Source organism: Paraflavitalea sp. CAU 1676 (assembly GCF_029223285.1).
GTDB lineage: Bacteria > Bacteroidota > Bacteroidia > Chitinophagales > Chitinophagaceae > Paraflavitalea.
Window position 1 is genome coordinate 197,158 of sequence record NZ_JARHUJ010000009.1, and the last position, 24,243, is coordinate 221,400.

Genomic DNA, 24,243 nt, shown 5'->3' on the forward strand with positions numbered 1-24,243 from the left:
TGCCGGTGAACATGATTAAACTTAATATATCCCCTTTTATCCCGGCCAGAGCAGCCGGGATATTTTTTGTATTGTTGTGTCTATCCATCGCTGCCCCTGCACAGCAGCCTGTTCGCACCATTCCCATTGCCGAAGGCTGGGCCAGTAATTCTGTCAATACGGTCATATTCCGCAAAAATGCCCTGGTAACACATAAGAACTGGCAATACACGGCATTCTACAACCAGGAAGGGTTTGTGGTACTTGGAAAACGTAAACAGGGAACTGCGCAATGGCAGTTGAAAACCACTCCTTACAAAGGAAATGTAACAGATGCCCACAATACCATCAGTCTCATGGTGGATGGAGATGGATACCTGCATCTGGCATGGGATCACCACAATCATCCTTTGCGTTATTGCCAAAGTGTAGCGCCCGGTTCGCTGGAGCTTACCAACAAAATGCCCATGACCGGTCAATCGGAGCAACGCGTAAGTTATCCGGAATTCTACCAGTTACCCGATGGGAACCTGCTGTTCCTGTATCGCGACGGGCAATCGGGCCAGGGTAACCTTGTTATTAACCGGTACGACCGGAAAACGAAACAATGGACCTCCCTTCATCATAACCTCATCGATGGTGAGTCGCAGCGCAATGCTTACTGGCAGGCGTGCGTCGATACCAAAGGTATCCTGCATGTGTCGTGGGTATGGCGCGAAAGTCCCGATGTAGCCAGCAACCACGACCTGGCCTATGCCCGTTCAACAGATGGGGGAAAGACCTGGGAAACTTCGAAAGGGGTACAGTATGTGTTGCCCATTACGGCTGCCACTGCCGAATATGCCTGCCGCATACCGCAGAATAGTGAGCTGATCAATCAAACCTCCATGTATGCCGACGAGCAGGGCCATCCTTATATCGCTACCTACTGGCGCGAGGAGGGATCGGATATACCTCAATACCACGTTGTATACAATGATGAAGCCGGCTGGCATGATCGTAACCTCGCATTTCGTACAACTCCCTTCAGCTTAAAAGGGGGCGGTACCAAACGTATTCCCATCTCTCGTCCGCAGATCATGGTGTGGAAGCAGGGGCGTATGACAGCTGCCGCCCTGGTGTTCAGGGATGCGGAAAGGCAGGATAGGGTATCCATTGCCACCATTGAGGATCTGGCCTCAGGAGCATGGAAACTCCAGGACCTTACCACGGAACCGGTAGGTTCCTGGGAACCTACCTATGATACCGAATGGTGGAAGCAGAAAAAGGTATTGCAGCTTTTTGTACAACGGGTAGAACAGGTTGATGGAGAAGGGAAAGCCAATTTGCCTCCGCAAACGATTTCGGTATTAGAATGGAAGCCAGTGCGCCAACGCTAAGGCTTCTGCTGTAACTTGCCAGCTGCCTGTTTACTATACCTAAACATACCCTCAACACAAAACAAGACGATCGCAATGATGAAAAAAAGAATATCCTGGAAACAATGCGCTGCCGCCACGACCCTGGTCTTTGCTGTAGCCTGCGGTACACAAAAGCAATCGACCAGCAAGGCCGACAAAGCATTGGCCCAGTCATTCGACAAAGGATTTGCCGACGCCGGCGCACAGTATAAGATATTGATGAAAGACCTGCCGGCCGATAAGTTTCCCAAGACCTATTTTCCCACAACCGCTAAACACGAATACAGCGGATCGGGCTGGTGGTGCTCTGGTTTCTATCCCGGCACTTTGTTATATACGTTTGAACAAACAAAGGATGAAGCGCTTTATAAAGAGGCTATGCGTATCCTCGAGCCGCTGAAGAAGGAACAATTCAATAAGTCTACGCACGATCTTGGTTTCATGATGTTCTGCAGCTTTGGCAATGCCAACCGGTTGCAGCCAAAGCCGGAGTATAAAGAGATATTGATCAACAGCGCTAAATCGCTTTGTACCCGTTTCGATCCGAAAGTGGGCTGCATCAAGTCGTGGGATTCAAAGAAACCCGAGTTCCTGGTGATCATCGATAATATGATGAACCTCGAACTGCTTTTCTGGGCAACAGAAGCTACCGGCGACTCCTCCTATTATAAAATAGCGGTTACGCACGCCAATACCACCATCAAGAATCATTTCCGCCCCGATTACAGTTCCTACCACGTCATCAATTACAATCCCGAAACGGGCGCCGTTCAGCAAAAGCGTACGGCACAAGGTGCGGCCGATGAATCGGCCTGGGCACGCGGACAAGCCTGGGGACTCTACGGTTTTACCGTCATGTACCGCGCTACCAAAGACAAACAATATCTCGACCAGGCCAATCATATCGCCCGCTATATCCTCTCGCATCCCAACCTGCCGGCGGATAAAGTGCCTTATTGGGATTTCAATGCACCGGGTTTACCCAATGCCCTGCGCGATGCATCGGCGGCTGCCATTATGGCTTCCGCTTTGTTGGAGTTGCAGGGTTATGTTGAACCTGCCCAGTCAAAAGAGTATTTCGGTGTAGCGGAAGCGATGTTGCGTTCCCTGTCATCGCCAGCCTATAAAGCAGCACCCGGTGCAAATGGTGGTTTCCTGATCGAACATTGTGTTGGTCACCTGCCTGCCAAGTCGGAAGTAGATGTGCCACTTACTTATGCGGATTATTATTATGTAGAAGCGATGAAGCGCTACAAAGACCTGGCTAAATAGTCTGGCATTTCAATCATCAAGCACAAAAAGAACCATATGAAAAAATATCTCATCGTCATAGGTATGTTAGCGAGCGGCTTTGGTGCATTATCGCAATCAAAGAAAGCGCAGCCTGCCCCCATCAACGACCGGTCCTATTGGCTGGCGCAACTCGATAAAGTGGCCAGACCCGTAATGTCGAATCTGGCAGCCGGTACCCTGCGGCAAAACATGCCGGTAACTCTTTCGCCTAAAGTAGACAATGCAGGCAATCGTGCGCAGGTAGCCTACCTCGAAGCATTTGGCCGGGTACTGGCGGGTATTGCTCCCTGGATGGAAAGCGAAGCGGGCAATGCGGAAGAAAAAGCATTGCGTCAGCAGTACCGTGATTGGGCTGTTAAAGGAGTGGCACAAGCGGTCGATACTGCCGGCAAAGACTATATGCGTTTTACCGGCGGGCAGCCACTCGTAGATGCATCCTTTATGGCCCTCGGTCTTGTGCGCTGCCCCTGGTTGTGGGCACACTTGTCGCCCAAAGTGCAGGCAGATGTGGTAGCAGCTTTCAAAGCTACCCGCAGCATCGTTCCCGGTTACAATAACTGGATACTGTTTTCGGGCATGATCGAAGCTTTTTTCTGCAAGTATGGCATAGAGTATGATGGGGTGCGGATCGACTATGGTATCCGCGAGTTTGCCAACAACTGGTATGTGGGTGATGGTGTTTATTCTGATGGTGCCCAATATCATTGGGACTATTACAATAGCTATGTGATTCAGCCATACCTTGGGAATATACTGGCGGTGTTAAGACAACGCAATCCACGTGCCTATGACTGGTATGCGCCTAAGTTCGATCAGATCAGTAAGCGCTATGCTGTTTTGCAGGAGCGGATGATCAATACAGATGGAAGTTTTCCGGTTACGGGACGCTCTATCACGTACCGTGGCGGTGCTTTCCATCACCTGGCCGATATGAGCCTGCGCAAGCAATTGCCACAGGAGTTAAAGCCGGCCCAGGTGAGAGGCGCACTCACGGCAGTTGTAAAGAAAACACTGGAAGCACCTTCCACATTCACAAAAGATGGCTGGCTCAATATCGGGTTGGCTGGTCATCAACCCGGATTGTCGGAGGGATATATCAACACCGGTAGCATTTACCTCTGTACGTTCATTTTCCTTCCGCTCGGTCTGCCGGAAACCGATGATTTCTGGGCCGCCCCAGCCGAGCCATGGACCGCCGTAAAAGTGTGGAATGGTCAGGATCTGCAAGCCGATCATGCCGTGGAAATAAAGTAAGAATATTCAACATTATCGATAAGCGAAGCCACCTCTTGCGGGGTGGCTTTTGTTATGTGGGCCTTTTTGGAGGCCGTATGGCGGTAGACCGGCATAGGGGTGACTTTAGTGTTCTAATCAAGTAAATAAACTAATGTCTGCTATGCGTTTGCTGCTGCCAGTACTGCTGGGCGTGATCCTATTGGCCGGATGCCAGAAAAAGGACCTCAACAACCAGCCTCATGAAAAAGCGATCCTCTTCTTCACCGTACCTAACCAGATTGGAAAAACAGAGATCACCCGAACCGTCGATACCAGCCGCGTAAGGCTCACCATGCCCACGGGTACTGATATGACGGCGATCAAACCAAGGATCACCGTTTCTGACGGAGCATCCATTTTTCCTGCCTCCGGCGAATCCGTCAATTTTGCTACCAATAATAATAAATTCACCTATAAGGTAACCGCGCAGGATGGTGCCACCCGCAACTGGCTGGTGGAGATCAAAGTGATCGACAATACCTACGATAGCCTGGTGCTGATACCCAATACCGGCAAGTGGAACGAGAAATTCCTGGTATTCCACGATACAGTATATAATAACTATCTCACACGTTTTTCCGGCTGGAATGGAGGCGATGGCTGTGTGTCCATACCGCTGCCCAACGGCAACGTAGTGTGGTCGTTCCAGGATAGCTTTTTCGGACAGGTAACGCAAGACCGCTCCCGCATCGATAACGTATTCGTTCGCAACGCTGGCTTTATACAGGTAGGTAACTCTACCACCGCTGCCTCCTATATACAATTAAATCCGTTGGGCATCGATGGTAAGGCCAAGACCTGGGTTACCGTGCCCGGCGTTGAAGATGGCAATAAAGAATTGTACTGGGGTGGTCCTGCGCAGGTAGTGGGCAACGAAGTACAAATGGTGATGGGCCATCTGGTGGACGAAGCCGGTGTATTGCACCACAAAGCCACCGATGCTGTCGTGTTCTCTCTGCCGGATATGCAGGTAAAAAAGATCGTTCGGGACCGTTATACCGGTGAGCATCCATTCGATGCCAGCTTGTTTAAGGGATCTGATGGCTATACATATATGTATACCACTCGTTCGTTCCCCATCTGCGGTTCGGATGTGTTGGTGGCACGGGCTGCCAACAATGATATCACCGGCGAATGGGAGTACTATTCCAAAACCGGTTGGGCCAAGACCATACCGGCCAACGAAGACTTTAAATCTATCCTTACTGCCAATGCCACGCAGCCCAATGTATTTGAACGAAACGGCAAATATTACCTCGTATCCCAAACATCCTGCTACGGGCTTAATATCGATATCTGGGAAGCCAGTAGCCCGGTAGGCCCCTTCACCAACCAAAGAACTTTATACCAGATACCGGAAAAGTATCAGCTGCCTGAGTTTATCACCTACAACGCAGTAGTGCATCATTCTTTGTCGAGGCATGGGGAGCTGGTGATCTCTTACAACATCAATCCGGGCGATTTCTGGAGCAACTTTAATAAACCCGGCAGTGCCGACAGGTACCGCCCCTGGTTTGTACGTGTGTTCAATTGGCAATAAGTTGAATTGGCTCAGGCCGGAGGGTAACGACTCCGGCCAATGAGCTTTGCAACACGAACCGGGGAGTAAGGTGATGTGGTGACAAACAGGTATTCAATTACCAACCATATAAACTTTACAATTATGAAAAGACGATTGCTGTCTGCCCGTCGCTCCCTGACGGGTATCCTCCTCGCTATGCTCAGTCTGGCCAGCTGTATCAAAATGGCCGGTCCTCAACAGGAACAATCTACACCAGCCTCTTCAGCTTCTCAAACTTTTGTGGCTGCCGCCAATGCGGTGATCGCTCCCGGTACCAATGGCTTCTATAGTATCACCAATGTGCTCAGCGGTCATGCTATGGAAGTATTCGCCAGCTCCACTGCCAACGGCGGAGCTGTTGTACAATATGCCAATTTCGGATTTCAGAACCAGAAGTGGGTAGTGAAGGATATTGGCAGCGGATACTTTTCCCTGCAAAACGGTTACAGTGGTAAAGTGCTGGATGTGCCTGGCAGTACTACGGTATCCGGCACCCAGCTGCAGCAGTATACCTGGAATACTTCCAATGCGCAGCAGTGGAGTATTGTAGATGTAGGCAGCGGTGCCTACAAGATCATCAATCGCGGCAACGGACTGGCCGTTACCAACCACAACGGCGCCACCGGTAGTGGCACAGCCATTACCCAGGAAACTTATACCGGCAGCAATGCGCAGAAGTGGATCTTTACCCTCGATACGCGCAGCAGTTACCAGGCCAATAACGGATGGGTGAGCGGTGCCCAGGTGTTTACCGACCTCGAGTACAACAATTACCTCACGCGCTTCAGTGGCTGGAATGGCGGTGACGGATGTTATTCACTGTTGCTGCCCAATAACAACGTGCTCTGGACATTCCAGGATAGTTTCTTCGGCGATGTAGATGCCAATCGCAACAGGAACGCCAACAACAATTCCTTCCGCCGTAATGCCGGTATCCTGCAAAACAATAAGTCACTTTCGAGCTTTGTACAGCTGAACAGTGGTACCGGCAAGAATGCTCAAACCTGGGTGCAATATGATAATCTGCCATCCAATGACGATCATGAGCTGTATTGGCCCGGCGATGCACAGGTAAAGAACAATACGGTGCAAATGCTGCTCAGTCACCTCGTGTACAATACCAGCGGAGGTCTCGATCATCCGGGAACTGATGTAGCCGTATTCTCCCTGCCCAATATGACGCTTACCCAGGTGATCAAGAATAAGTTTGTTGGCAACACTACCTACGATGGCGGGTTGCTTACTGATGCCGACGGCTATACTTATATGTATGGTGGTGATGGCAATGGCGTGAAGGTGGCTCGTGTGGCCAACAATGATCTTACGGGAACCTGGCAGTTCTACACCAACAGTGGATGGCAAAATACGCCCGATAGCCGTGTCATCATGACCGATAATGCTTCGATCCCTAATGTATTCAAGGAAGGAACCAAATATTACTTCGTTACCCGAAACCCCAATATCTACCTCAGTAAGGACGTGTACATCTATGAAGCTACATCGCCGATAGGCCCGTGGACCAATAAACGCACCATCTATGTAGAACCTCCCATCACCAATGTGGTTACCTACAATGCCAGCCTGCACCAGGAACTCTCGCGCGAAGGTGAGCTCGTGCTGTCGTACAATACCAATCCCACCAGTTTCTGGGACAATTTCAATGCACCCGGCAGTGCCGATAAATACCGGCCCTATTTCGTACGTATTTATAATTGGAAATAATAACTGCTGCAGGAAGGTCACCCGATTGAGGTGCCGCTGATGAGTAGAGGTTAAATCAGCGCAGTAATTCCGTTTAATGATCGATAACCAGGTTCGGGAGCCATGATGCTTGTTGTCGTGGCTTCCGTTAAACCTGTTTAAGAAGAAACGACCTGTGGACTACGGATCGCTTTTAGTGTATAAACGAAGAATCCAAAACCTGTAAGGATAAAGAGCAAGGCGATCAGCGAAGCTTGTGTAAGTCCGAAGAGCACAAACGGGTTGATCTTGATCTGCTCCATCAACAACCGTTCTGTACCATTGAGCAGTGCATAAATGGCAAAAAGCCGGCCCGGCGTGGTGATGCGCCGGCGCAACAACCACAACAAGGCAAACAGAAGAATACCCAGCAATCCTTCATACAGAGAGGTAGGAAACACCGGCTGATCGTTTTGGGGATAGTGGTAAGCCCAGGTCCAGGAGGGTAGAAAAGAAAGCGCTGCCGGTTGGGGTAAGTTATTGATCATCCCCCAATCGCCATCACCAGACAAATGACAGCCAAGACGCCCGATGCCATAGGCCAGTAACATGGCGGGGCTTCCCATATCGAGCATGTGTATAATGGGTATGCGGTGGCGACGGGCAATGAGTAGTGCTACGGCAATGCCCGGCAGCAAACCACCATAGTAAGTAAAGCCGTCTATCTCCAACCAGTTTTGCCAGGGGCCTGCCGCGAGCTCGGGCAGGTGTTCCAGCTTGTGAAAAAGTACAGCACCCAATAGTCCGGCAATCCCGCACCACCATAACATAGAAGGCATGATTTGATAGGGGTGCACCGTTTCGTTTATCGGGGGCTTTTGGCGCGCCTCCTTTTGCTTATAGAATAGGCAGGCCGCAGCAACAAGGGCAGCCAGTAGCCCCGCCCCCCAGTATCCCACACCCGAAAACAGGATGCGTGTAGGGTGGGCAGCAAAAGAACGATAATGTACCAGCGCTGCAATGCCCTTGGCAATCATCAATCCGGCGAGTAAAGCGTATCCCGCAATGGTATACCATGTATACGTACCGGGGCGTGTCAGCCGTACTATCGGCTTTAACCATCCTTCCTGTTCCTTGCGCTTCAATTCCTCCCGGTAGGCCCAATAGGCTGCACCAAAAGCAATAGCGATCAGGGTGCCAAAAGTTTGTAATGGCAGCAGGATGTCCAGGCCGGTGAGCCAGCGAACCAGGTCCGAAAGGGCAGGAAACATACCGGCATGTCACTTGAATACGGATTAACCGCCATATGATGGCTGCTGCCCGTATAAAGGTTTTCAAAATGATGTAATCAATAATACGGTTAGGGAAGCAAAAATGGCAATAGGCACGCTTTGAGGTAAGGGAGTCGCTTTCTGCCTGTTACCTTGCGCAGCATACAACCTTGAAGAATGAAACAAGCAATTGGAGTTGTCGCAATGGCCGGCGCGGTTTTGATAACAGCCTGTAGAAAGAATCGTGAAAAGGAGGCATTTATCAGTGTGAACAAAACGGAGCTATCTGGCCCGGCTACGACTTATTACGACACCTTGCTGGTGAGCTCCAATACCAGTTGGCAGCTTGAAAAGCCGGCCGGAGGCGATTGGTTACAGACCGATACCCGCGAGGGAGGCCCCGGCCAGTCGCGGGTGATATTGCTGGTAACGGCCAATACTACTGCGGATGTACGAACACTTCGGTTGGCCTTCAAAGAATTTCAGACTGGCAGGGAACTGCAAGTGGTGCGCCTAACGCAAAGCAAGGCTTCGTTGAAGGTTACTGCTTTTACAAGCCACGCAAAAGGCGATGAAACGATCGTGATAACGGGAGCCGGTTTTTCGGCGGTAAAGGCCGGTAATATTGTTACGATCAACGGAAAGGCTGCGACGGTAACCCAGGCTGCATTTGACAAACTGGAGGTTACGATGCCGCAACGTGCCGGCGACGGAAAGCTGACCATCAGCATCGGTGAGCAGTTTTATACCAGTACTACGGATATTACCTACGACTGGATTGCTGAGGTGACTACGATATTGGGTGGCCCCGGTGCCAGCAGCTTCAGTAAGATCAAAGATGTAGAAATGGATGCACAGGGTAATGTGTATGTGGTGGATGGCAACGAGATCAAAAAAATAAGTGCCAATGGTACAGTGCTATGGATAGCGGGAAGTGAGGACGCCGGCAACCAGAACGGCAACGGAGCTGGTGCCAGTTTTAATGACCCCGATGGTATTGCCGTCGACAAGCAGGGTAACGTATACGTAGCCGATCTGGCCAATCATCTCATTCGCAAGATCGATGTAAACGGGAATGTGACAACACTGGCAGGCAAAGAGATTGGTAATAGTGATGGAACGGGAGAGGCGGCCCGGTTTGCGCATCCGGCCGATGTAGCCATTGATGAACAGGGTAATGTATATGTAGCTGAGTTTGGCAACAACCATATCAGGATCGTGAGTCCTGCAGGGGGAGTTACTACGCTGAGTAAAAATGGTACACCTGTGGCGGTGCCTTCTGCTTATCGTCTGGCATTGGGGAAGAATGGTGAGGTGATTGTGTCGTCCATAAATGGGCATAAGGTATTTAAGGTGGATGGAAACAAAGAGGTGATATTGGTGGCGGGAAAAGATATGGGTGGCTACGAGGAAGGGACCATCGATCAGGCCCGGTTTAAGAACCCTTCGGGCATTGCAGTGGATGAACAGGGTACGCTCTTCATTGCCGATCAAAATAACCATCGCATCAGGAAGATCAGTACGGCACAGGTGGTGAGCACCCTGGCGGGCAGCGGGGTAGCGGACTTTGCCAATGGTATTGGAACCGAAGCGGCCTTCAATATACCTGTTGGGTTGATGTTGACGAAAGATCATGTGCTGCTGGTGGCAGATGCGCAAAACCTGGCCATCCGGAAAGTTGTCCTTAAATAGTGTATAGGTTGTATATTCAGGTCCATGCGCAAACTACTCCTGATCTGCTGTACTTTACTTGTTGAGGTTGCCGCTGCACAACCATTGCGGGAGATAGATGCAGCAGGAGTATCGTTTCGCGGACTCTCCTTTCTCGATACGCTCCTGCAAGGCAAGCGGATTGTAATGCTGGGAGAAAGCAGTCATGGTACAGAACAATACAGCCAGGTGAAGGTGGAGCTGGTTCGATACTTACAGGAGAAACTTGGATACAAAGTACTGTTGTTCGAATCGCCCATGGCCGCCTGTAGTTATTTGCCGATTACAAAAGATACTTCAGCAGCACTTCGGGTAAAAGCATCGTTGCAGTCCTTCTGGCATACGCAAACCATCGTAACCTTGTTCCGGTATGCCCAACAACGAGGGCTGATGATAGGGGGCTTCGATCCGCAGTTTGTGCGATCTCCTTACCCCAAATTGTTTTATGAAGCAGCAATGGCTTCGCAACCATCCTTGGTTGCCGCCATCAATCACCTTGAAACGAGGGTGGATGAAACTTATACCAATCCCAAACTTTACCTTTCATTGCGTGATAGTTTTTCTACTGCCTATTCGCAGATAGCGAAACAAATGGAGCAGATGCCGCTTTCGCCCTTGCAGCAATGGGTACATCAGCTGATGGCTGTCAATAGCCATTATTATGCAGGCATCACGAAAGGCGAAGAACGAGATCATTGTATGGCTGACAACATCATCTGGCTGGCGGATAACCTGTATAAAAAGGAGAAGATAATCATCTGGGCGCACAACACGCACATCGATAAGGTCGCCACAACTCCCCGGCGAATTATGGGCAAAATGCTGACAGATCACTTTAAGGATCAGCTATACAGCGTAGGCCTTTTTATGGCCAACGGATCAACTGCCCTGTATCCCAATAATGTAATAGCTGTTAAGCCTCCCTTAAAAGGTTCATTGGAAGCATATATGCTGCAAAGCGGCTATAGAATAACATTCGCAGAGAGTAGTGATCCTTTTTTCCGTAAGCCGGTACCAACCTGGCATTGGGGAAAGGAAAAACAACGTATGGAGATCAATAAAAGTTTTGATGCTGTAATATTGGTGAACGGCGTTTCTGCGCCAGGCTACCTTGAAAAGTCAGGACTTACTGTAGTAAGGTTGATGTTAGCTCCCCCAGCCGCTGGCAGGTCAATGGTTGTTCTGCAAAGCAAAGGATTGATTATCTTTAATACAGCAGTTCCCAGATTTCCCATTCAATTAAAACAGCCATTATGGAAATGCCTAAAAATGCCGTCAACTGGGTAGAGATCCCGGTTGCCGATTTCGAAAGGGCAAAAGCATTTTACAGCAAGATATTTGATTACGAAATGCCCGAAACACAAATGGGCCCTGTCCACAGGGGCTTTTTGCTGCACGACCAACAGGGTGGAGGTGTAGGCGGCGCCATCGTGGCCGGCGAGGGATATGAGCCTACTGCTAAAGGCGCCAAAGTTTATCTCAATGCAGGAGCCGACCTCTCGGTGGTATTAGACCGGGTGGAGGCAGCCGGCGGTAAAGTGATATTCCCCAAAACAGTGGTTACACCGGAACTGGGGTATTTTGCTGCACTGCAGGATTCGGAAGGAAATCATATTTACCTGCACTCGATGGGGTAGGGTTTTACATTGTTCTTTACTAAACATTCTTCTCATCCATCAGTTTTACCCACAACAATCGAATGCTCACATCACAACCCATCAAGGACTTTGTAGCTACTGCGCGGGCCTATTGCACCTTTATCGAAACCGATCAGGGCCACAATCCCCGGCAGTTCCTGCGCACGGTGCAAAAAGACCTGCTGATGCTGTACCGGTTCGGACTCGATCTGCCGCAGATAGAAGCGCCGGGAGAGGTGGATATGAGCCATACGGATGATAAGATACACCTGGATAGGGTGCTGCGATTGATCCGCGACCGGGTGCCCGTAAAATCTTACTGGGTGACCCTGACCCCGCTCGATTTTGTAAACCCCACAGAAATAGGCACCGGCGACCTGGTAGATGACCTGGGCGATATTTACCTCGATCTCAAACGCGGACTGGTCCTTTTCGATACCTCTGATACATTGGCCCGGGAATACGCCGTTTGGTACTTCCGGTTCCATTATACTCACCACTGGGGGCAACATTGCATAGACGCCCTCCAGATTATCCATCACTCCCTCAATTCACACGCTTAATACATCGAATGCTCCGCCCGGGACAGGGGCTTGAATATCCCGTTTCGATTACGATCTTTTTTCCCACTCCCATAGCAGGCGGCCACGCCATGAGTGACTACACAGAATATACCGCCACCAGATTAAAAGCTTTATGTATATTGGGCGCCCATTTACCTTATCTCCCGTCATTAACCATTCCTCCTGTGAGCCGACCCGAATGCCGGTAACAACCGGTTGTAGCCAAATGACTTGCATATGAAGGATAAGCTGACTGACTGCGCTGTTACCCAACCACCTCCTGCCTTTTCCGGGAAGACCTTTGCATACCTGATCCTGCTGATGATTGCCTGTTGCCTTGGCCGGCCAACCTTTGCTCAGGAAACACCCCGGCTGCAACAAGTACTCATTAACCTGGCTGCCCGCAACAAGCCGCTCGACAAAATATTACAAGACATTGAATCCCAAACACAATTCCGCTTTGTATACAATCCGGCCGAACTCAAAGCCGCCGGCACCGTGTCTGTCAACCGGCGTATGATCTCTGTCGATGAGGCGCTGGAGGAACTACTACCGGCCAGCCTCGAGTTCCGCCAGCGGGGGCTCAATATCCTCATCCTCGTAAAGGAAGAGCCGGTCCAGGCAAACCCCAACGCCCCCTTCCTGGTTACCGGCCGTATCATCGATGTGAATCAGCAGCCGCTTCCCGGCGTCACTGTTACTGTCAAAAGCAGCAACCGGGCAACCGTTACCAACGAGCAGGGCAATTTCATGATCAATGCCACCCGCAACGATAGCCTCGAACTCAGTTCTGTTGGTTTCGCCAACAGGGTGATCGCCGTGCAACCCCGGCCCATGACCATCCTGCTCAACCCCAACCAACGCCAGGCGCTCAATGAGGTCATCGTCATTGGATACGGTAACCTGCAACGCAAGAAATTATCTACTGCCATATCCACCGTGTCGGCAGCGCAGCTCAACGAACGTTCCGCGTCAATCAACATCGTCGAAGCCATGGCAGGCAAAGTTCCGGGCGCCAGCATCATGCTCAATTCCGGTAAGCCCGGCAGCAGTCCCACCATTAAGATCAGGGGCACCGGATCCATCAACGCCTCCAATGCGCCGTTGTTTGTACTCGATGGCATTGTAGGCCTTGATCCCATGCTCATCGATCCCAATATTATCCAGTCCGTCGATATATTGAAAGACGCAGCTTCAGCAGCTATCTATGGTTCGCGCGGCAGCAATGGCGTTATCCTGATGACCACCAAAGAAGGCGTAAAGAACCGTTCCAATATCATCTTCACCAACCGCATCAGTGTCGGTACGCTAGCCCGCGAGATCGACCTGCTCGATGCGCAGGGCGCTCTTGACATGATCGAGCGGCAATACGCGTATGTGCCCGGCCGGCTCGCGCCACATAAAGACCCCAACAATAATTTTTCCCGCAAGGCCGAACTCTTTAACGCAGATGGTACGCCCCGCTACAATGTAAACTGGCAAAAAGAAGCTACCCGCCCCGCCTTTTCTACCAATACAGGGTTGACCTTTACCGGCGGCCGCGACAATTTAACCAGCCTTGTGAGTGTGTCGTATAAAAAGCAGGAAGGTATATTCGAAAACAGCTATCTGCAGCAGATAAACCTGTTTGCCAATATAGGCTGGGATGTTAAGCCCTGGTTCCACCTCAAGACCATTATCAATGGAGGCGGACTGCAATCGCGCAATGTGGACCTCAATGCCCTTGGCTTCAATGCCATTCGTGAAATGTATGAATACCTGCCGTTTATTCCCGCCCGGTACAGTGATGGTACCTGGTCGCGCAAGGGCGATTATCCCGGCGCCGAGCAGTCGGAGAATCCTAACCGCTTGCTCAATGATGTGAAGTCGGTGACGGGCCAAACCTATGTAATGGGCAATATGACCGGTACCATCCACCTGGGTAAAAAGGTCGATCTCGTTACCAGCTTCAGTGGACAATTGGGAGGTAACTACAATAATTATTACTCGGGAATCGGCGTATTTGGTTTCTCCGATGTGCAGCACGGTGTAGCGCAAAGAATGAATGGCAATGCAGGAGCCTGGACCAATGAAGATTACCTTACTTTTAATGACCGCTTCGGTAAGCATAAATTGAATGCTGTTGTCGGAGCAAGCTGGTACTATAATGTAGGTACAGGCACCTTCGCCGGCTCCGAGAATTTTTTCGATGACCTTTTTGGATACAATAGTCTGCAGGCGGGCACATTACCCCAGGGGCCGGTATCGAATCGTCAGCAAAACCAAATGAACTCTTTTTATACCCGGCTTCAGTACGATTACGATAGCCGCTACCTGGCCGGCGCCTCCTTTCGTGTCGATGGCTCATCCCGCTTTGGGGCCAATAACAAATATGGCTACTTTCCGGCGGTGTGGGCGGCCTGGCTATTGTCGGGCGAAAAGTTCTTTGCTCCGTTGTTGAATACCGTTAATTATTTTAAACTGCGGGTAAGCTGGGGCGTTACCGGCAATTCGGAGATTGGAAATTACGCCACCCTTTCCCGACTGAATCCTACCCAGGTGGTGTTTAATGGTCAGCAGCAGCCTGCTGTGGTATTGTCCAACCCTGGGAACAAGGACCTTAAGTGGGAGCGGGGCAAGCAGTGGAATATAGGGGTGGATGCCAGTATCCTGAATGATCGTATACAGATCACGGCCGAGGCTTATCGCAAACTCACTTCCGACCTGCTGTATAATAAACAGCTGCCCTCAACGACCGGCTTTACCGGCATCTATGACAATATCGGTTCCATCCGCAACCAGGGCATCGAGCTCAGCATCCGCAGCCGGAACATTACGGGGAATAAATTCAGTTGGACAACCGGTTTTAATTTCTACCTCAACCGTTCCAAGGTGCTGCACCTCAATGGCGATATCATTTACAACTGGGCGGGCCGCATCAAGGAAGGACAGCCCATCGATCAATACTTTGGTTATTACCGCACCGGTACCTGGAGCAGTAAAGAGTCGCAGGAAGCGGCCGCCTTTGGTCGCAAGCCCGGCGATATCAAATGGGCCGATAACAACAACAATGGTATGAAGGATGCCGGTGATCGCGTGCCCCTGGGCAGCAAAATGCCCCGCTACCAATGCGATCTTACCAACACCTTCAGTAAAGGTGCCTTCTCGCTTTTTGTGGACATAAGCGGTATGTTTGGCCATAAGCTCGCCAATTTTCCACGGTTCATCATGGAGAGCTCCACCACCAGCGTAAACAGCTATAGCGGTATCTTAAATGGTTGGACGCCCGAAAATCAACAAACCAGTCAGGCGCAACTGCGGCTGCAAACCGACCGGGGCGAGAATGAAATGGATAATTATTACATCGAAGATGGGTCGTTTGTGCGTGTTAGAAATATGGCGCTCAATTACGAATTGCAGCCCACCTTGTTGAGAAAGCTGCATATGGAAAAGTGCACCATCGGAGTCAATGCAGAGAACTATTTCCTGTTCACAAAATACAAGGGATTCGATCCTGAAACCACCTCTTTCGACGGCGACCTCAACCAGGGGGTGGATGTATACCAGTATCCCAAAGCGAAAACAATTTCATTTACATTACAGGTAACCCTTTAAAGCGATCGGATGAGGCAATTGATAATCATAATAGGGAGTGTGGTGATGCTGGTAGCCAGCAGTTGCCATAAGTTCCTGGAGGAAGATAAGGCCGGGTTCATCAGTCCAGATAAATACTACGCCACCGAAGGGCAGGTGCGGGCGGCCGTTAATGGCACCTATGCCGGGCTCGATGATATTTTTTCTACCGGTATCGGCGTAGCCAATAGCCCCTGCTTTATGCTGGAGTACCTTACCGGTTACAGTACCCGCCTGCGTGGGTCGGGATTGGAAGATAACCAGTTCCTGCGGCTCGATTATGTAGACCCCGCCAATAATTTCGTGGAGAACTGGTGGAAGGCGATCTATTATCCGTTGGAGAATTGCAATAGTGCCATTGATAATCTAACACGCACCACTATACTGCCGGAAGCAGCCAAAAACAAGTATCTGGGTGAAGTGTATTTCCTGCGTGCCTGGTACTACTTCATGGGTGTACGTCTCTATGGTGAGATACCCCTCAAAACTACGCCTACCACCGATCTCAGTGAAACGCGTATTCCGAAAGCGTCCATCGCTCAGCTATATGATCAGATAGTGTCCGATCTGCAGCGGGCCGAGCAGTCGGGCCTTCCCTGGACCGATGGTTCGGGCCATGTATCCATGGGCGCGGTGAAGTCGCTGCTGGCAAAAGTGTACATCACGATGGCTGGCTATCCCTTACAAAAAGGAACATCGCATTACCAATTGGCTTATGCCAAAGCGAAGGAAGTGATCGACAGCAAAGCCTTTTCGCTGTTTGCCGATTATGCCGACCTCCGCCAGCAATCGCTGCAGAATACCGGTGAGCATATCTTCATGTTGCAACGCGAACGGTTAACGGCTGGCAACATCCTGCATTTTTATTTAATGCCGTTCCCTGATCTGCCCATCACCATTCAGCCGGCCTATGGCGGCGGACTGGCGCCCCGGGTAGAATTTTACAATGCCTTTGCCGCTGTCGACAAGCGCCGGCAGGAAGGGGTATTTTTTTACACCAGTCATCCTGAATTCAACAAACCGTCAAGTATTATTACACTACCCGGACCGCTCATTTACAAGTATTGGGACGATCTGGCAGAACAGACCGGAAAGGCGGGATTGAACTTTTCTTACCTCCGTTATGCGGATGTTTTGCTGCTGTGCGCAGAGGCGAAAGCGCAGGTGGATGGTGGCACAACCAGCGATGCCACCGCGGTCGATGCCTATCACCAGGTGTTGCACAGGGCCTTCCCGGCCAGTACTAAACCGGTGCAGGTAGCTTCAGCGGAGGTATTGAAGGAACGGTTTTTGGAGTTGTGTTTCGAGTGGCAAACCTGGTACGATATGCTGCGCACGCGTAAAGCATTGAATACCTCAACGGGTAAGATCGTGGAGTTGATCGGCTACCAGGCGCCCAATCACGTAAGAGCATTTACGGAACAGGACCTGCGGCTGCCGATTCCGCTCAGCGAGGTCCAGAAAAACCCCTTGCTTAAATAGACATCTTCGGATACTTTTGCATAGGTTTTGATAATACATACCTGCATGGAAAAACAGCGTTTACAGCATTTGATAGAAAAGGTACTCAGCGGCCGCGCCTCTGTGCAGGAACAGCAGGAGCTCGACGAATGGTATGCAATGCAGGGCCAGGAAAAGGGTTTTACCAACGAATTATCTGGTGAAAAGAAGCAGGCGCTTGGTAAGCAATTGTTCCAAAACATTGAAGGGCGTTTGCAGGAAGAGCAGGAGCAGGAAGCGACTGTAACACCCGCTTACGAATTGCCTGCCCGCAGTTATTCCAAATGGTTGGTAGCGGCGGCAGTGTTGGTGCTGCTGGCGGCCGGCGGATTTTATTTCTTTAATCAAAAGCCCGCAGCTCCGCAGGTGACTGCGGCGGTATGGGCTCAACACAATACGACCAGCGATGTAGAGGAAATACACCTGCCCGATCAATCGACTGTTTGGCTCAACGCGGGTTCCTCCATCCGCTTCGATACGGCTTTTACGAGCGGCAAAAGAGAAATATGGCTCGAAGGCGAAGCTTATTTCGATGTGGCGCATCTGGAAGGTAAACCGTTTGAAGTGCATACCGGCCGCATTACAACGCGCGTGTTGGGTACGGCCTTCAATATCGATGCTTACGATCTTTCTAAAGATATTACGGTTACGGTAAGGCGGGGCAAGGTATCGGTCAGTGATTCGACCAAAGAGCTTGGACAGCTGCTGCCCGACCAACGGATCATTTGCCGGGCAGATGGCAGTTTTCAACAGGATACCATTGCTGCGGGCGACTACATGGCCTGGTCTGCCGGTCAGCTCGTATTCCGTGATATGCAGTTTAGGGAAGTAGCTAAAAGGCTCGAGCGCAAATTTGGAGTTACCTTCGTTTTCAGGAATGCCGATATTGCGGATTGTCCCGTCACTGCCAGCTTCGAACCCACGGTTCAGTTGAAAGATATCCTCGAAATGATCGCTCTCACCAATGGCAGTACCATCACCCGCGACGGAACTTCCAATCAATATATAATTACCGGCACGAAGAAGTGCAAATAGCAGGGGCTTGCTTTGGGCTGTCCAGGTGCTTCGCAATGCTGATGAATGCAGGATTGCCTCGTGGTCTCTTCAATAGCGGTTGCTACCACCTTACGTGACTATAACCACGTATGATTAAATTTCCACGCACACCATGGCTGCGCCGCTTACTATTGATCACTTGCCTCGGAAACAGAGCCTTTGCGCAGCAGGCCGATCTCGTACAATATGTAAACACTTTACAGGGCACCGATTCCAAATACGAATTGAGTTGGGGTAATACTTATCCCACTACAGCCTTGCCCTACGGCATGCATACCTGGGCAGCGCAAACCGGTAAAAATGGTGAAGGCTGGAAGTACCAGTACTCGGTCAATACTATCCGTGGCTTTCAACAGGCGCACCAATGTAGCCCCTGGGTAAGCGATTACGGTGTATTCTCCCTGATGCCCGTGATCAATGAATTGGTGGTAGATGAAAATAAACGAGCTGCTGCTTTTTCCCACGCCAACGAAACCGGCAAGCCACACTATTATAAAGTAAAGTTCGATAACGGTATTACGACCGAGTTGTCGCCTACCGAAAGAGGGGCTCACCTGCGTTTCAGTTTTCCTGCCGGCAAAGAGGCCTTCCTGGTACTGGATGGCTATACGAAGCAAAGTCAGGTAACGATCATTCCGGCCGAGCGGAAGATCATCGGTTATGTCAACAACCAGCGCTTTGCGCCGGAATCGTTCAAGAGTTATTTTGTCATTGAGTTCGATCAACCCTTTACTGCTTTTGGTACCTGGGAGAATAAAGACAATACCACACAGCCTTCGCAACTAACAGCGGAAGGCAAAGGGGTAGGGGCCTACCTGCAATTTAAAAAAGGGGTAAAGGTGCAGGCGCGTGTAGCGTCCTCTTATATCAGTCCAGAGCAGGCGGCCATCACCTGGCAGCGCGAACTGGGTAGCCATAAAACACTTGAGCAAACCAAATTGGCCGCGTCTAACGTCTGGAACCAATTGCTCAATCGTGTATTGGTAGAGGGTGGTACGGAAGCGCAAAAGGCAACATTCTATAGCTGCCTGTTCCGCGCCAATCTGTTCAGCCGGCAATTCTTCGAATACGACAAAGAAGGCAAACCTTATTACTGGAGCCCTTACGATAGCAAGGTGCACGCAGGGTACATGTACACCGACAATGGCTTCTGGGACACCTTCCGTTCTCAGTTTCCCCTTACCAATATATTGCACCCCACTATGCAGGGTCGTTATATGCAGGCCCTCCTCGATGCGCAGCAGCAATGCGGCTGGCTGCCAGCCTGGTCGTTCCCTGGCGAAACCGGTGGTATGCTGGGCAATCATGCCATCTCCCTGCTTACAGATGCCTGGGTAAAGGGTATCCGCAACTTCAGTCCCGATTCTGCGCTGAAGGCTTATGCCAAAGAGTCGATGAACAAAGGACCTTGGGGTGGCGCCAATGGCCGTGCGGGCTGGAAGCCCTATTGGCAACTTGGCTATGTTCCTTATCCGGAATCCGAAGGTTCAACTGCACAAACACTGGAATATGCATACGATGATTTCTGCGCCTGGCAGCTTGCCCGCATGACCGGCAATAAATTCTATGAAGAGATCTTTGCGCGCACCATGTACAATTATCGCAACGTATACGACCCCTCCGTTGGCTTCATGCGCGGCCGCCAGAACAATGGAGACTGGAAGCCCGACTTCGATCCTTACGTATGGGGTGGTCCTTATACCGAAGGCAATGCCTGGCATTATACCTGGTCGGTGTTTCATGATGTGCAGGGATTGATCAACCTGATGGGCGGCGATCAAAAGTTCGTCACGAAGATCGATTCGGTGTTCACAGCACCCAACACGGTAAAGTATGGTACTTATGGTGGCATGATCCATGAAATGAAAGAGATGGTACTGTCTGGCATGGGACAATATGCCCACGGCAACCAGCCTATTCAGCACATGATTTATCTCTATAGCTATGCTGGTCAGCCCTGGAAAACCCAATACCATGTACGCCAGGTCATGGACAAGCTGTACAACGCTACGGAGAAAGGTTATCCGGGCGATGAGGATCAGGGAGGCATGTCGTCGTGGTATATATTGAGCGCCCTGGGTATTTATAGTGTATGTCCCGGCACCGATCAATATGTATTAGGTAGCCCGGTTTTCCCAAAAGCGACCATTACCATGGAGAATGGAAAGAAGTTCGTGATCGAAGCCAGGAATAATAACAAGGAGAATGTATATATCCAATCGGCCTCGTTGAATGGTGCTGCCTACTCAAAGAATTATATCACCTATTCCGATCTGTCCGGTGGTGGCCATCTGTTGTTTGAAATGGGCAGCCAGCCCGCTACCGGCAGGGGCGTCGGTGCAGCCGATAAACCTTTTTCGCTTACAAAGCAATAGAAGTACAATGACGAGGCGTTGCACTGCCAACCGGCGGTACAACGTCTCATCATTTCCAGTATGCCCTTTTTCTTGACTTAAGTCGTTTTTTCTATTCTCAATAGCGGTCCACACAATTAAAGGTGACTTATCAAATACGAATCATCGCTTGCTTATGACAAAAATGAAACTAGCTGCCTGTGTTGCTATGCTGGCCGGAGCTGTGGCCTGCAACAAAGGAGATTTTCTGGATAAGACAGCCACTACCGACCTCACCGAGCAATCTGTATTTGCCGACAGTGCCCGTACGATGGAATTCCTCACCGGCATTTATTCCGACGTTGGCTTCAGCTTTAATCCCTTCCGGTTTGGTGGCGCCGGCCTCGAAGCTTCCTGCGACGAAGCAGAAGGTCCCGGCACCAATAGTTCCAGTCAATACATTCAATGGGCTGTTGGGTCCATCAACGCCAACTCTGTATCGCAGGACCCCTGGAATACAGGCTACGCCAACATCCGCAGGGTGAATGTATTCTTTAAGAACCTTCCCAAAACACCACTTACACCAGCCCTTAAGGTTACCTCCAAGGCAGAAGCACGTTTTCTGCGTGCCTGGTATTACTTCAATATGGTAAAGCACTACGGTGGTGTACCGCTTATTGGAGATACTATTTACTCGGGCGAAACGCCTTTCAAGGTGGTGAGAAACACCTTTGATGATTGTATCAAATACATCGTTGCAGAGTGTGATGCCGCCACGACCGATCTGCCACCTACACAATTCGCGTTTAATTATGGTCGTATCACTTCGGGCGCCAGCCGTGCTTTGAAGGCGCGCGTGTTGTTATATGCCGCCAGCCCGCTCTTCAATGGCGGACAGGTAGCCACTACAGAACCACTGCGTTCGATTACCGGTTATCCGTCGGCCGATCCGCAACGTTGGCGGCTGGCTGCCGATGCTGCGAAAGCGGTAATGGATTTGAACATGTATAAGCTGCATGATGATCCTACAGCAGCGCCGGGATTCGGATTCTATAAGGTATTTACCGTACGCAAGAACGATGAACATATATTCCAGGCCATGCGTCCCAAGAACCGGGAACTGGAAGGCATGTGGTTGCCACCCAGCCGCAGTGCGGGCGATGGCGCCAACCCCACCAAAGAGCTGGCAGATGCCTTCCCCATGAAGAATGGACTGGCCATCACCGACCCGGCTTCGGGATACGATCCCAACAATCCTTATGCTAACCGCGACCCGCGCTTCAACTATACCATCATCCACAACGAGTCGCTGGTATGGATCAACAGTGGCCCCAAACAGGCTGCTTACACCTACGTTGGTGTACCGCAGGATGGCATCTATGTCGGTACGGCTACAGGCTTTTACATCAATAAGATGTTGCAGGATGACATTGTGCCCAACAACTTCGGTGAAACCGAAAGATGTTACCCGCTCATCCGCTATGCAGAAATACTACTCAATTATGCCGAAGCTACCAATGAAATAGATGGGCCTACAGCTGAAGTGTATACCGCTATAGAATCGATCCGCAAGCGGGCGGGGCTTACTCCATTCACATTGCCCGCCGGGCTCACCAAAGACGAAATGCGCAAGGCCATTCAGCAGGAGCGTCGTATTGAGCTGGCTTTTGAAGAACATCGTTTCTGGGATGTGCGTCGCTGGAAGATCGCCGAGCAAACCGACAATAAAGCTATGCACGGCACGCAGATCACGAAGAACGGATCGGTGTACACCTACGAGACCATTGTTGTACGCCCGCACACCTTCCGCCCTGCTATGTACCTGTGGCCATTGGGACAGTCGGAACTGTCCAAGTCGCCCGAACTCTTACAAAACCCTGGTTGGTAAAAGCACCGCATAAAGACAACACCATGAAAAAGTGGATCAATCTATCATTGGCCGTTCTCGCCCTTACCATATTGGTACTGGCCGCCTGCCAAAAAGAAAAAGAACTGGTATTTACAGAGTCGAATAAACCGCTTACCGGAAGCTGGAAGATCGTGAAAGCACTGCGTAACGGAGAAGATATGACAAGCCGTTTTGACTTTACCGCTTTCCGCATCAACTTCAAGGATAGCTCTTATACCATTACCGATCCGGTACCCTTTGTTGTGAATAAAAATGGCAAGTGGCGTTTCGATGATCCCCAGTATCCCCTGGAGCTCACTTTTCAGCCCGAGGGAGGAAATGCTACCAAACCGGTATTTAAATACCCGGTCGTAAAAGGGAAGCGCAGCCTCATTCTTACATTCAGTCCGGGTTGCACCTCCAGTAAATATGAATACACACTTGAACCACTGCCCCAATAGCATAAACTCTCCATCATGAAACGACTGCTTCGCAAAAAAAGACTGCGCACCATATTCTTACTGTTGGTGGTAGCCATTGTGGTAGCCAACTGTATCGAAATACGCGGCCTCACACAACCCACTTCCGTTAAGGCGGGCGACACCCTCACCGCCGTGGTGAAAGCGTGGATGGATCCTTATTGGAGCCAGCCCCAATCCCGCATGGTCATCGGCTTCCTGGCCCCCCGCAGCTGGGATGCACGCAACAATATGCGCATGACCTATACCAGTGGCATCGGCAACGGAACCATGAGCCCGGTACCGGCTAATGCAACACCCAAAGGATCCAGCCAGCCTTGGTCCGAAGCCATACAGGAACGGGTAGGTATTGGCGGCAACTATATCAACGATGTGGAATGGGTCGTGTTCCAGTCCGACCAGGCATACGATATGAGCGACCTGCCCGAGATCAATGCGGTCGTCACGATCAAGGTAAAGACCGGTCCTGAAAATCTTCGTGTTAAATTGGGATACTTCAATGCCTCCAGCCAGCAGGAACTCAGCGAATCCAAATTCTACGGTAAGCAGTTTTCGGATTGTTTTGAAGTGACCGATGGCGCCGGCGATCTCATCGATTTCTGCAGTCCGCAGATCAGCGCCATCCAGCCTGCTTCGGCCACCGATAATGATATCATCACCATAAAGTACGATGAAGACGCTATAGCTACGAATCTCAGCGGTGCCGACAAAGTATTCATTTGTGCAAAAGCCTGGACCACGAATAATGAAGTGATCGAAGTGTGCAGCCAGGATGCGTCGTCTGCGCTCGTGCCGCTAGGGGGTAAAAAATGGCAGCTGGATCTCTGGCCTCGTAAGTTTTTTAACCTGCAGGACAATCAGACGCTCGAAAGGATGGAATACTATTATACCGACAAAACGGGTACGATCAAGGTCTTTAAGTTTGGCAATACCGGCGATCCATTTGTATTCAAATTCATCTGCCGGTAAAACAGGTTCGCTTCAACACAATCATTAGTTCCGCTAA

At 50.6% G+C, this 24,243-nt stretch carries 17 protein-coding genes; 16 read left to right on the forward strand and 1 reads right to left on the reverse strand.

Translation table 11 applies throughout. From position 1 onward, the window contains the following. Nucleotides 1-11: 11 nt before the first annotated feature. The 5 genes from P2H89_RS27875 (at nucleotide 12) to P2H89_RS27895 (ending at nucleotide 7,230) form a co-directional block, all read left to right on the forward strand. Nucleotides 12-1,358, forward strand: coding sequence for a BNR repeat-containing protein (locus P2H89_RS27875; protein WP_275833330.1), 1,347 nt, complete (start codon nucleotides 12-14; stop codon nucleotides 1,356-1,358). A gap of 75 nt (nucleotides 1,359-1,433) precedes the next feature. Continuing rightward, nucleotides 1,434-2,651 carry a glycoside hydrolase family 88 protein gene (locus tag P2H89_RS27880; protein WP_275833331.1) on the forward strand — a complete coding sequence of 406 codons (1,218 nt, stop codon included), beginning with the start codon at nucleotides 1,434-1,436 and terminating at the stop codon, nucleotides 2,649-2,651. 36 nt (nucleotides 2,652-2,687) lie between these two features. Beyond that, complete coding sequence (locus P2H89_RS27885) at nucleotides 2,688-3,926, forward strand: DUF2264 domain-containing protein (protein ID WP_275833334.1); 1,239 nt, start codon at nucleotides 2,688-2,690, stop codon at nucleotides 3,924-3,926. A gap of 142 nt (nucleotides 3,927-4,068) precedes the next feature. After that, nucleotides 4,069-5,487 (forward strand): DUF5005 domain-containing protein, encoded by a 1,419-nt coding sequence (locus P2H89_RS27890; RefSeq protein ID WP_275833336.1) that lies wholly within the window; start codon nucleotides 4,069-4,071, stop codon nucleotides 5,485-5,487. 123 nt (nucleotides 5,488-5,610) lie between these two features. Continuing rightward, the gene (locus P2H89_RS27895) at nucleotides 5,611-7,230 is read left to right on the forward strand and encodes a DUF5005 domain-containing protein (protein WP_275833338.1); all 1,620 of its coding nucleotides are present in this window, start codon (nucleotides 5,611-5,613) and stop codon (nucleotides 7,228-7,230) included. Nucleotides 7,231-7,367: 137 nt separating this feature from the next. On the opposite strand, the gene P2H89_RS27900 is transcribed toward P2H89_RS27895, so the two are convergent. After that, a complete protein-coding gene (locus P2H89_RS27900; RefSeq protein WP_275833340.1) occupies nucleotides 7,368-8,459 on the reverse strand; it encodes a prolipoprotein diacylglyceryl transferase family protein in 1,092 nt (363 codons plus the stop codon). 177 nt (nucleotides 8,460-8,636) lie between these two features. Here P2H89_RS27900 and P2H89_RS27905 point away from each other — a divergent pair, with 177 nt between their 5' ends. The 11 genes from P2H89_RS27905 (at nucleotide 8,637) to P2H89_RS27955 (ending at nucleotide 24,206) form a co-directional block, all read left to right on the forward strand. Then, on the forward strand, nucleotides 8,637-10,151 hold the full coding sequence (locus P2H89_RS27905; RefSeq protein ID WP_275833342.1) for an SMP-30/gluconolactonase/LRE family protein: 1,515 nt from the start codon (nucleotides 8,637-8,639) through the stop codon (nucleotides 10,149-10,151). Nucleotides 10,152-10,175: 24 nt separating this feature from the next. Then, complete coding sequence (locus P2H89_RS27910) at nucleotides 10,176-11,456, forward strand: erythromycin esterase family protein (RefSeq protein ID WP_275833344.1); 1,281 nt, start codon at nucleotides 10,176-10,178, stop codon at nucleotides 11,454-11,456. Then, nucleotides 11,423-11,806 (forward strand): VOC family protein, encoded by a 384-nt coding sequence (locus tag P2H89_RS27915; protein ID WP_275833346.1) that lies wholly within the window; start codon nucleotides 11,423-11,425, stop codon nucleotides 11,804-11,806. Before P2H89_RS27910 ends, P2H89_RS27915 begins: the two co-directional genes overlap by 34 nt. Nucleotides 11,807-11,868: 62 nt before the next feature. Beyond that, nucleotides 11,869-12,369: a DUF5063 domain-containing protein gene (locus tag P2H89_RS27920; RefSeq protein WP_275833348.1), complete on the forward strand. Its 501-nt coding sequence runs from the start codon at nucleotides 11,869-11,871 to the stop codon at nucleotides 12,367-12,369. 237 nt (nucleotides 12,370-12,606) lie between these two features. Beyond that, complete coding sequence (locus P2H89_RS27925; protein WP_275833350.1) at nucleotides 12,607-15,963, forward strand: TonB-dependent receptor; 3,357 nt, start codon at nucleotides 12,607-12,609, stop codon at nucleotides 15,961-15,963. Nucleotides 15,964-15,972: 9 nt separating this feature from the next. Then, nucleotides 15,973-17,463, forward strand: a complete 1,491-nt coding sequence (locus tag P2H89_RS27930; RefSeq protein ID WP_275833352.1) for a RagB/SusD family nutrient uptake outer membrane protein — start codon at nucleotides 15,973-15,975, stop codon at nucleotides 17,461-17,463. 45 nt (nucleotides 17,464-17,508) lie between these two features. Further along, on the forward strand, nucleotides 17,509-18,516 hold the full coding sequence (locus tag P2H89_RS27935) for a FecR domain-containing protein (RefSeq protein WP_275833355.1): 1,008 nt from the start codon (nucleotides 17,509-17,511) through the stop codon (nucleotides 18,514-18,516). Nucleotides 18,517-18,626: 110 nt separating this feature from the next. After that, the gene (locus tag P2H89_RS27940; protein ID WP_275833357.1) at nucleotides 18,627-20,912 is read left to right on the forward strand and encodes a GH92 family glycosyl hydrolase; all 2,286 of its coding nucleotides are present in this window, start codon (nucleotides 18,627-18,629) and stop codon (nucleotides 20,910-20,912) included. A gap of 154 nt (nucleotides 20,913-21,066) precedes the next feature. Continuing rightward, nucleotides 21,067-22,758: a RagB/SusD family nutrient uptake outer membrane protein gene (locus tag P2H89_RS27945; protein ID WP_275833359.1), complete on the forward strand. Its 1,692-nt coding sequence runs from the start codon at nucleotides 21,067-21,069 to the stop codon at nucleotides 22,756-22,758. Between the two features lie 23 nt (nucleotides 22,759-22,781). Continuing rightward, nucleotides 22,782-23,219, forward strand: coding sequence for a DUF5004 domain-containing protein (locus P2H89_RS27950; RefSeq protein WP_275833361.1), 438 nt, complete (start codon nucleotides 22,782-22,784; stop codon nucleotides 23,217-23,219). A gap of 15 nt (nucleotides 23,220-23,234) precedes the next feature. Further along, the gene (locus P2H89_RS27955) at nucleotides 23,235-24,206 is read left to right on the forward strand and encodes a DUF4961 domain-containing protein (protein ID WP_275833363.1); all 972 of its coding nucleotides are present in this window, start codon (nucleotides 23,235-23,237) and stop codon (nucleotides 24,204-24,206) included. The last annotated feature ends 37 nt before the right edge of the window (nucleotides 24,207-24,243 follow it).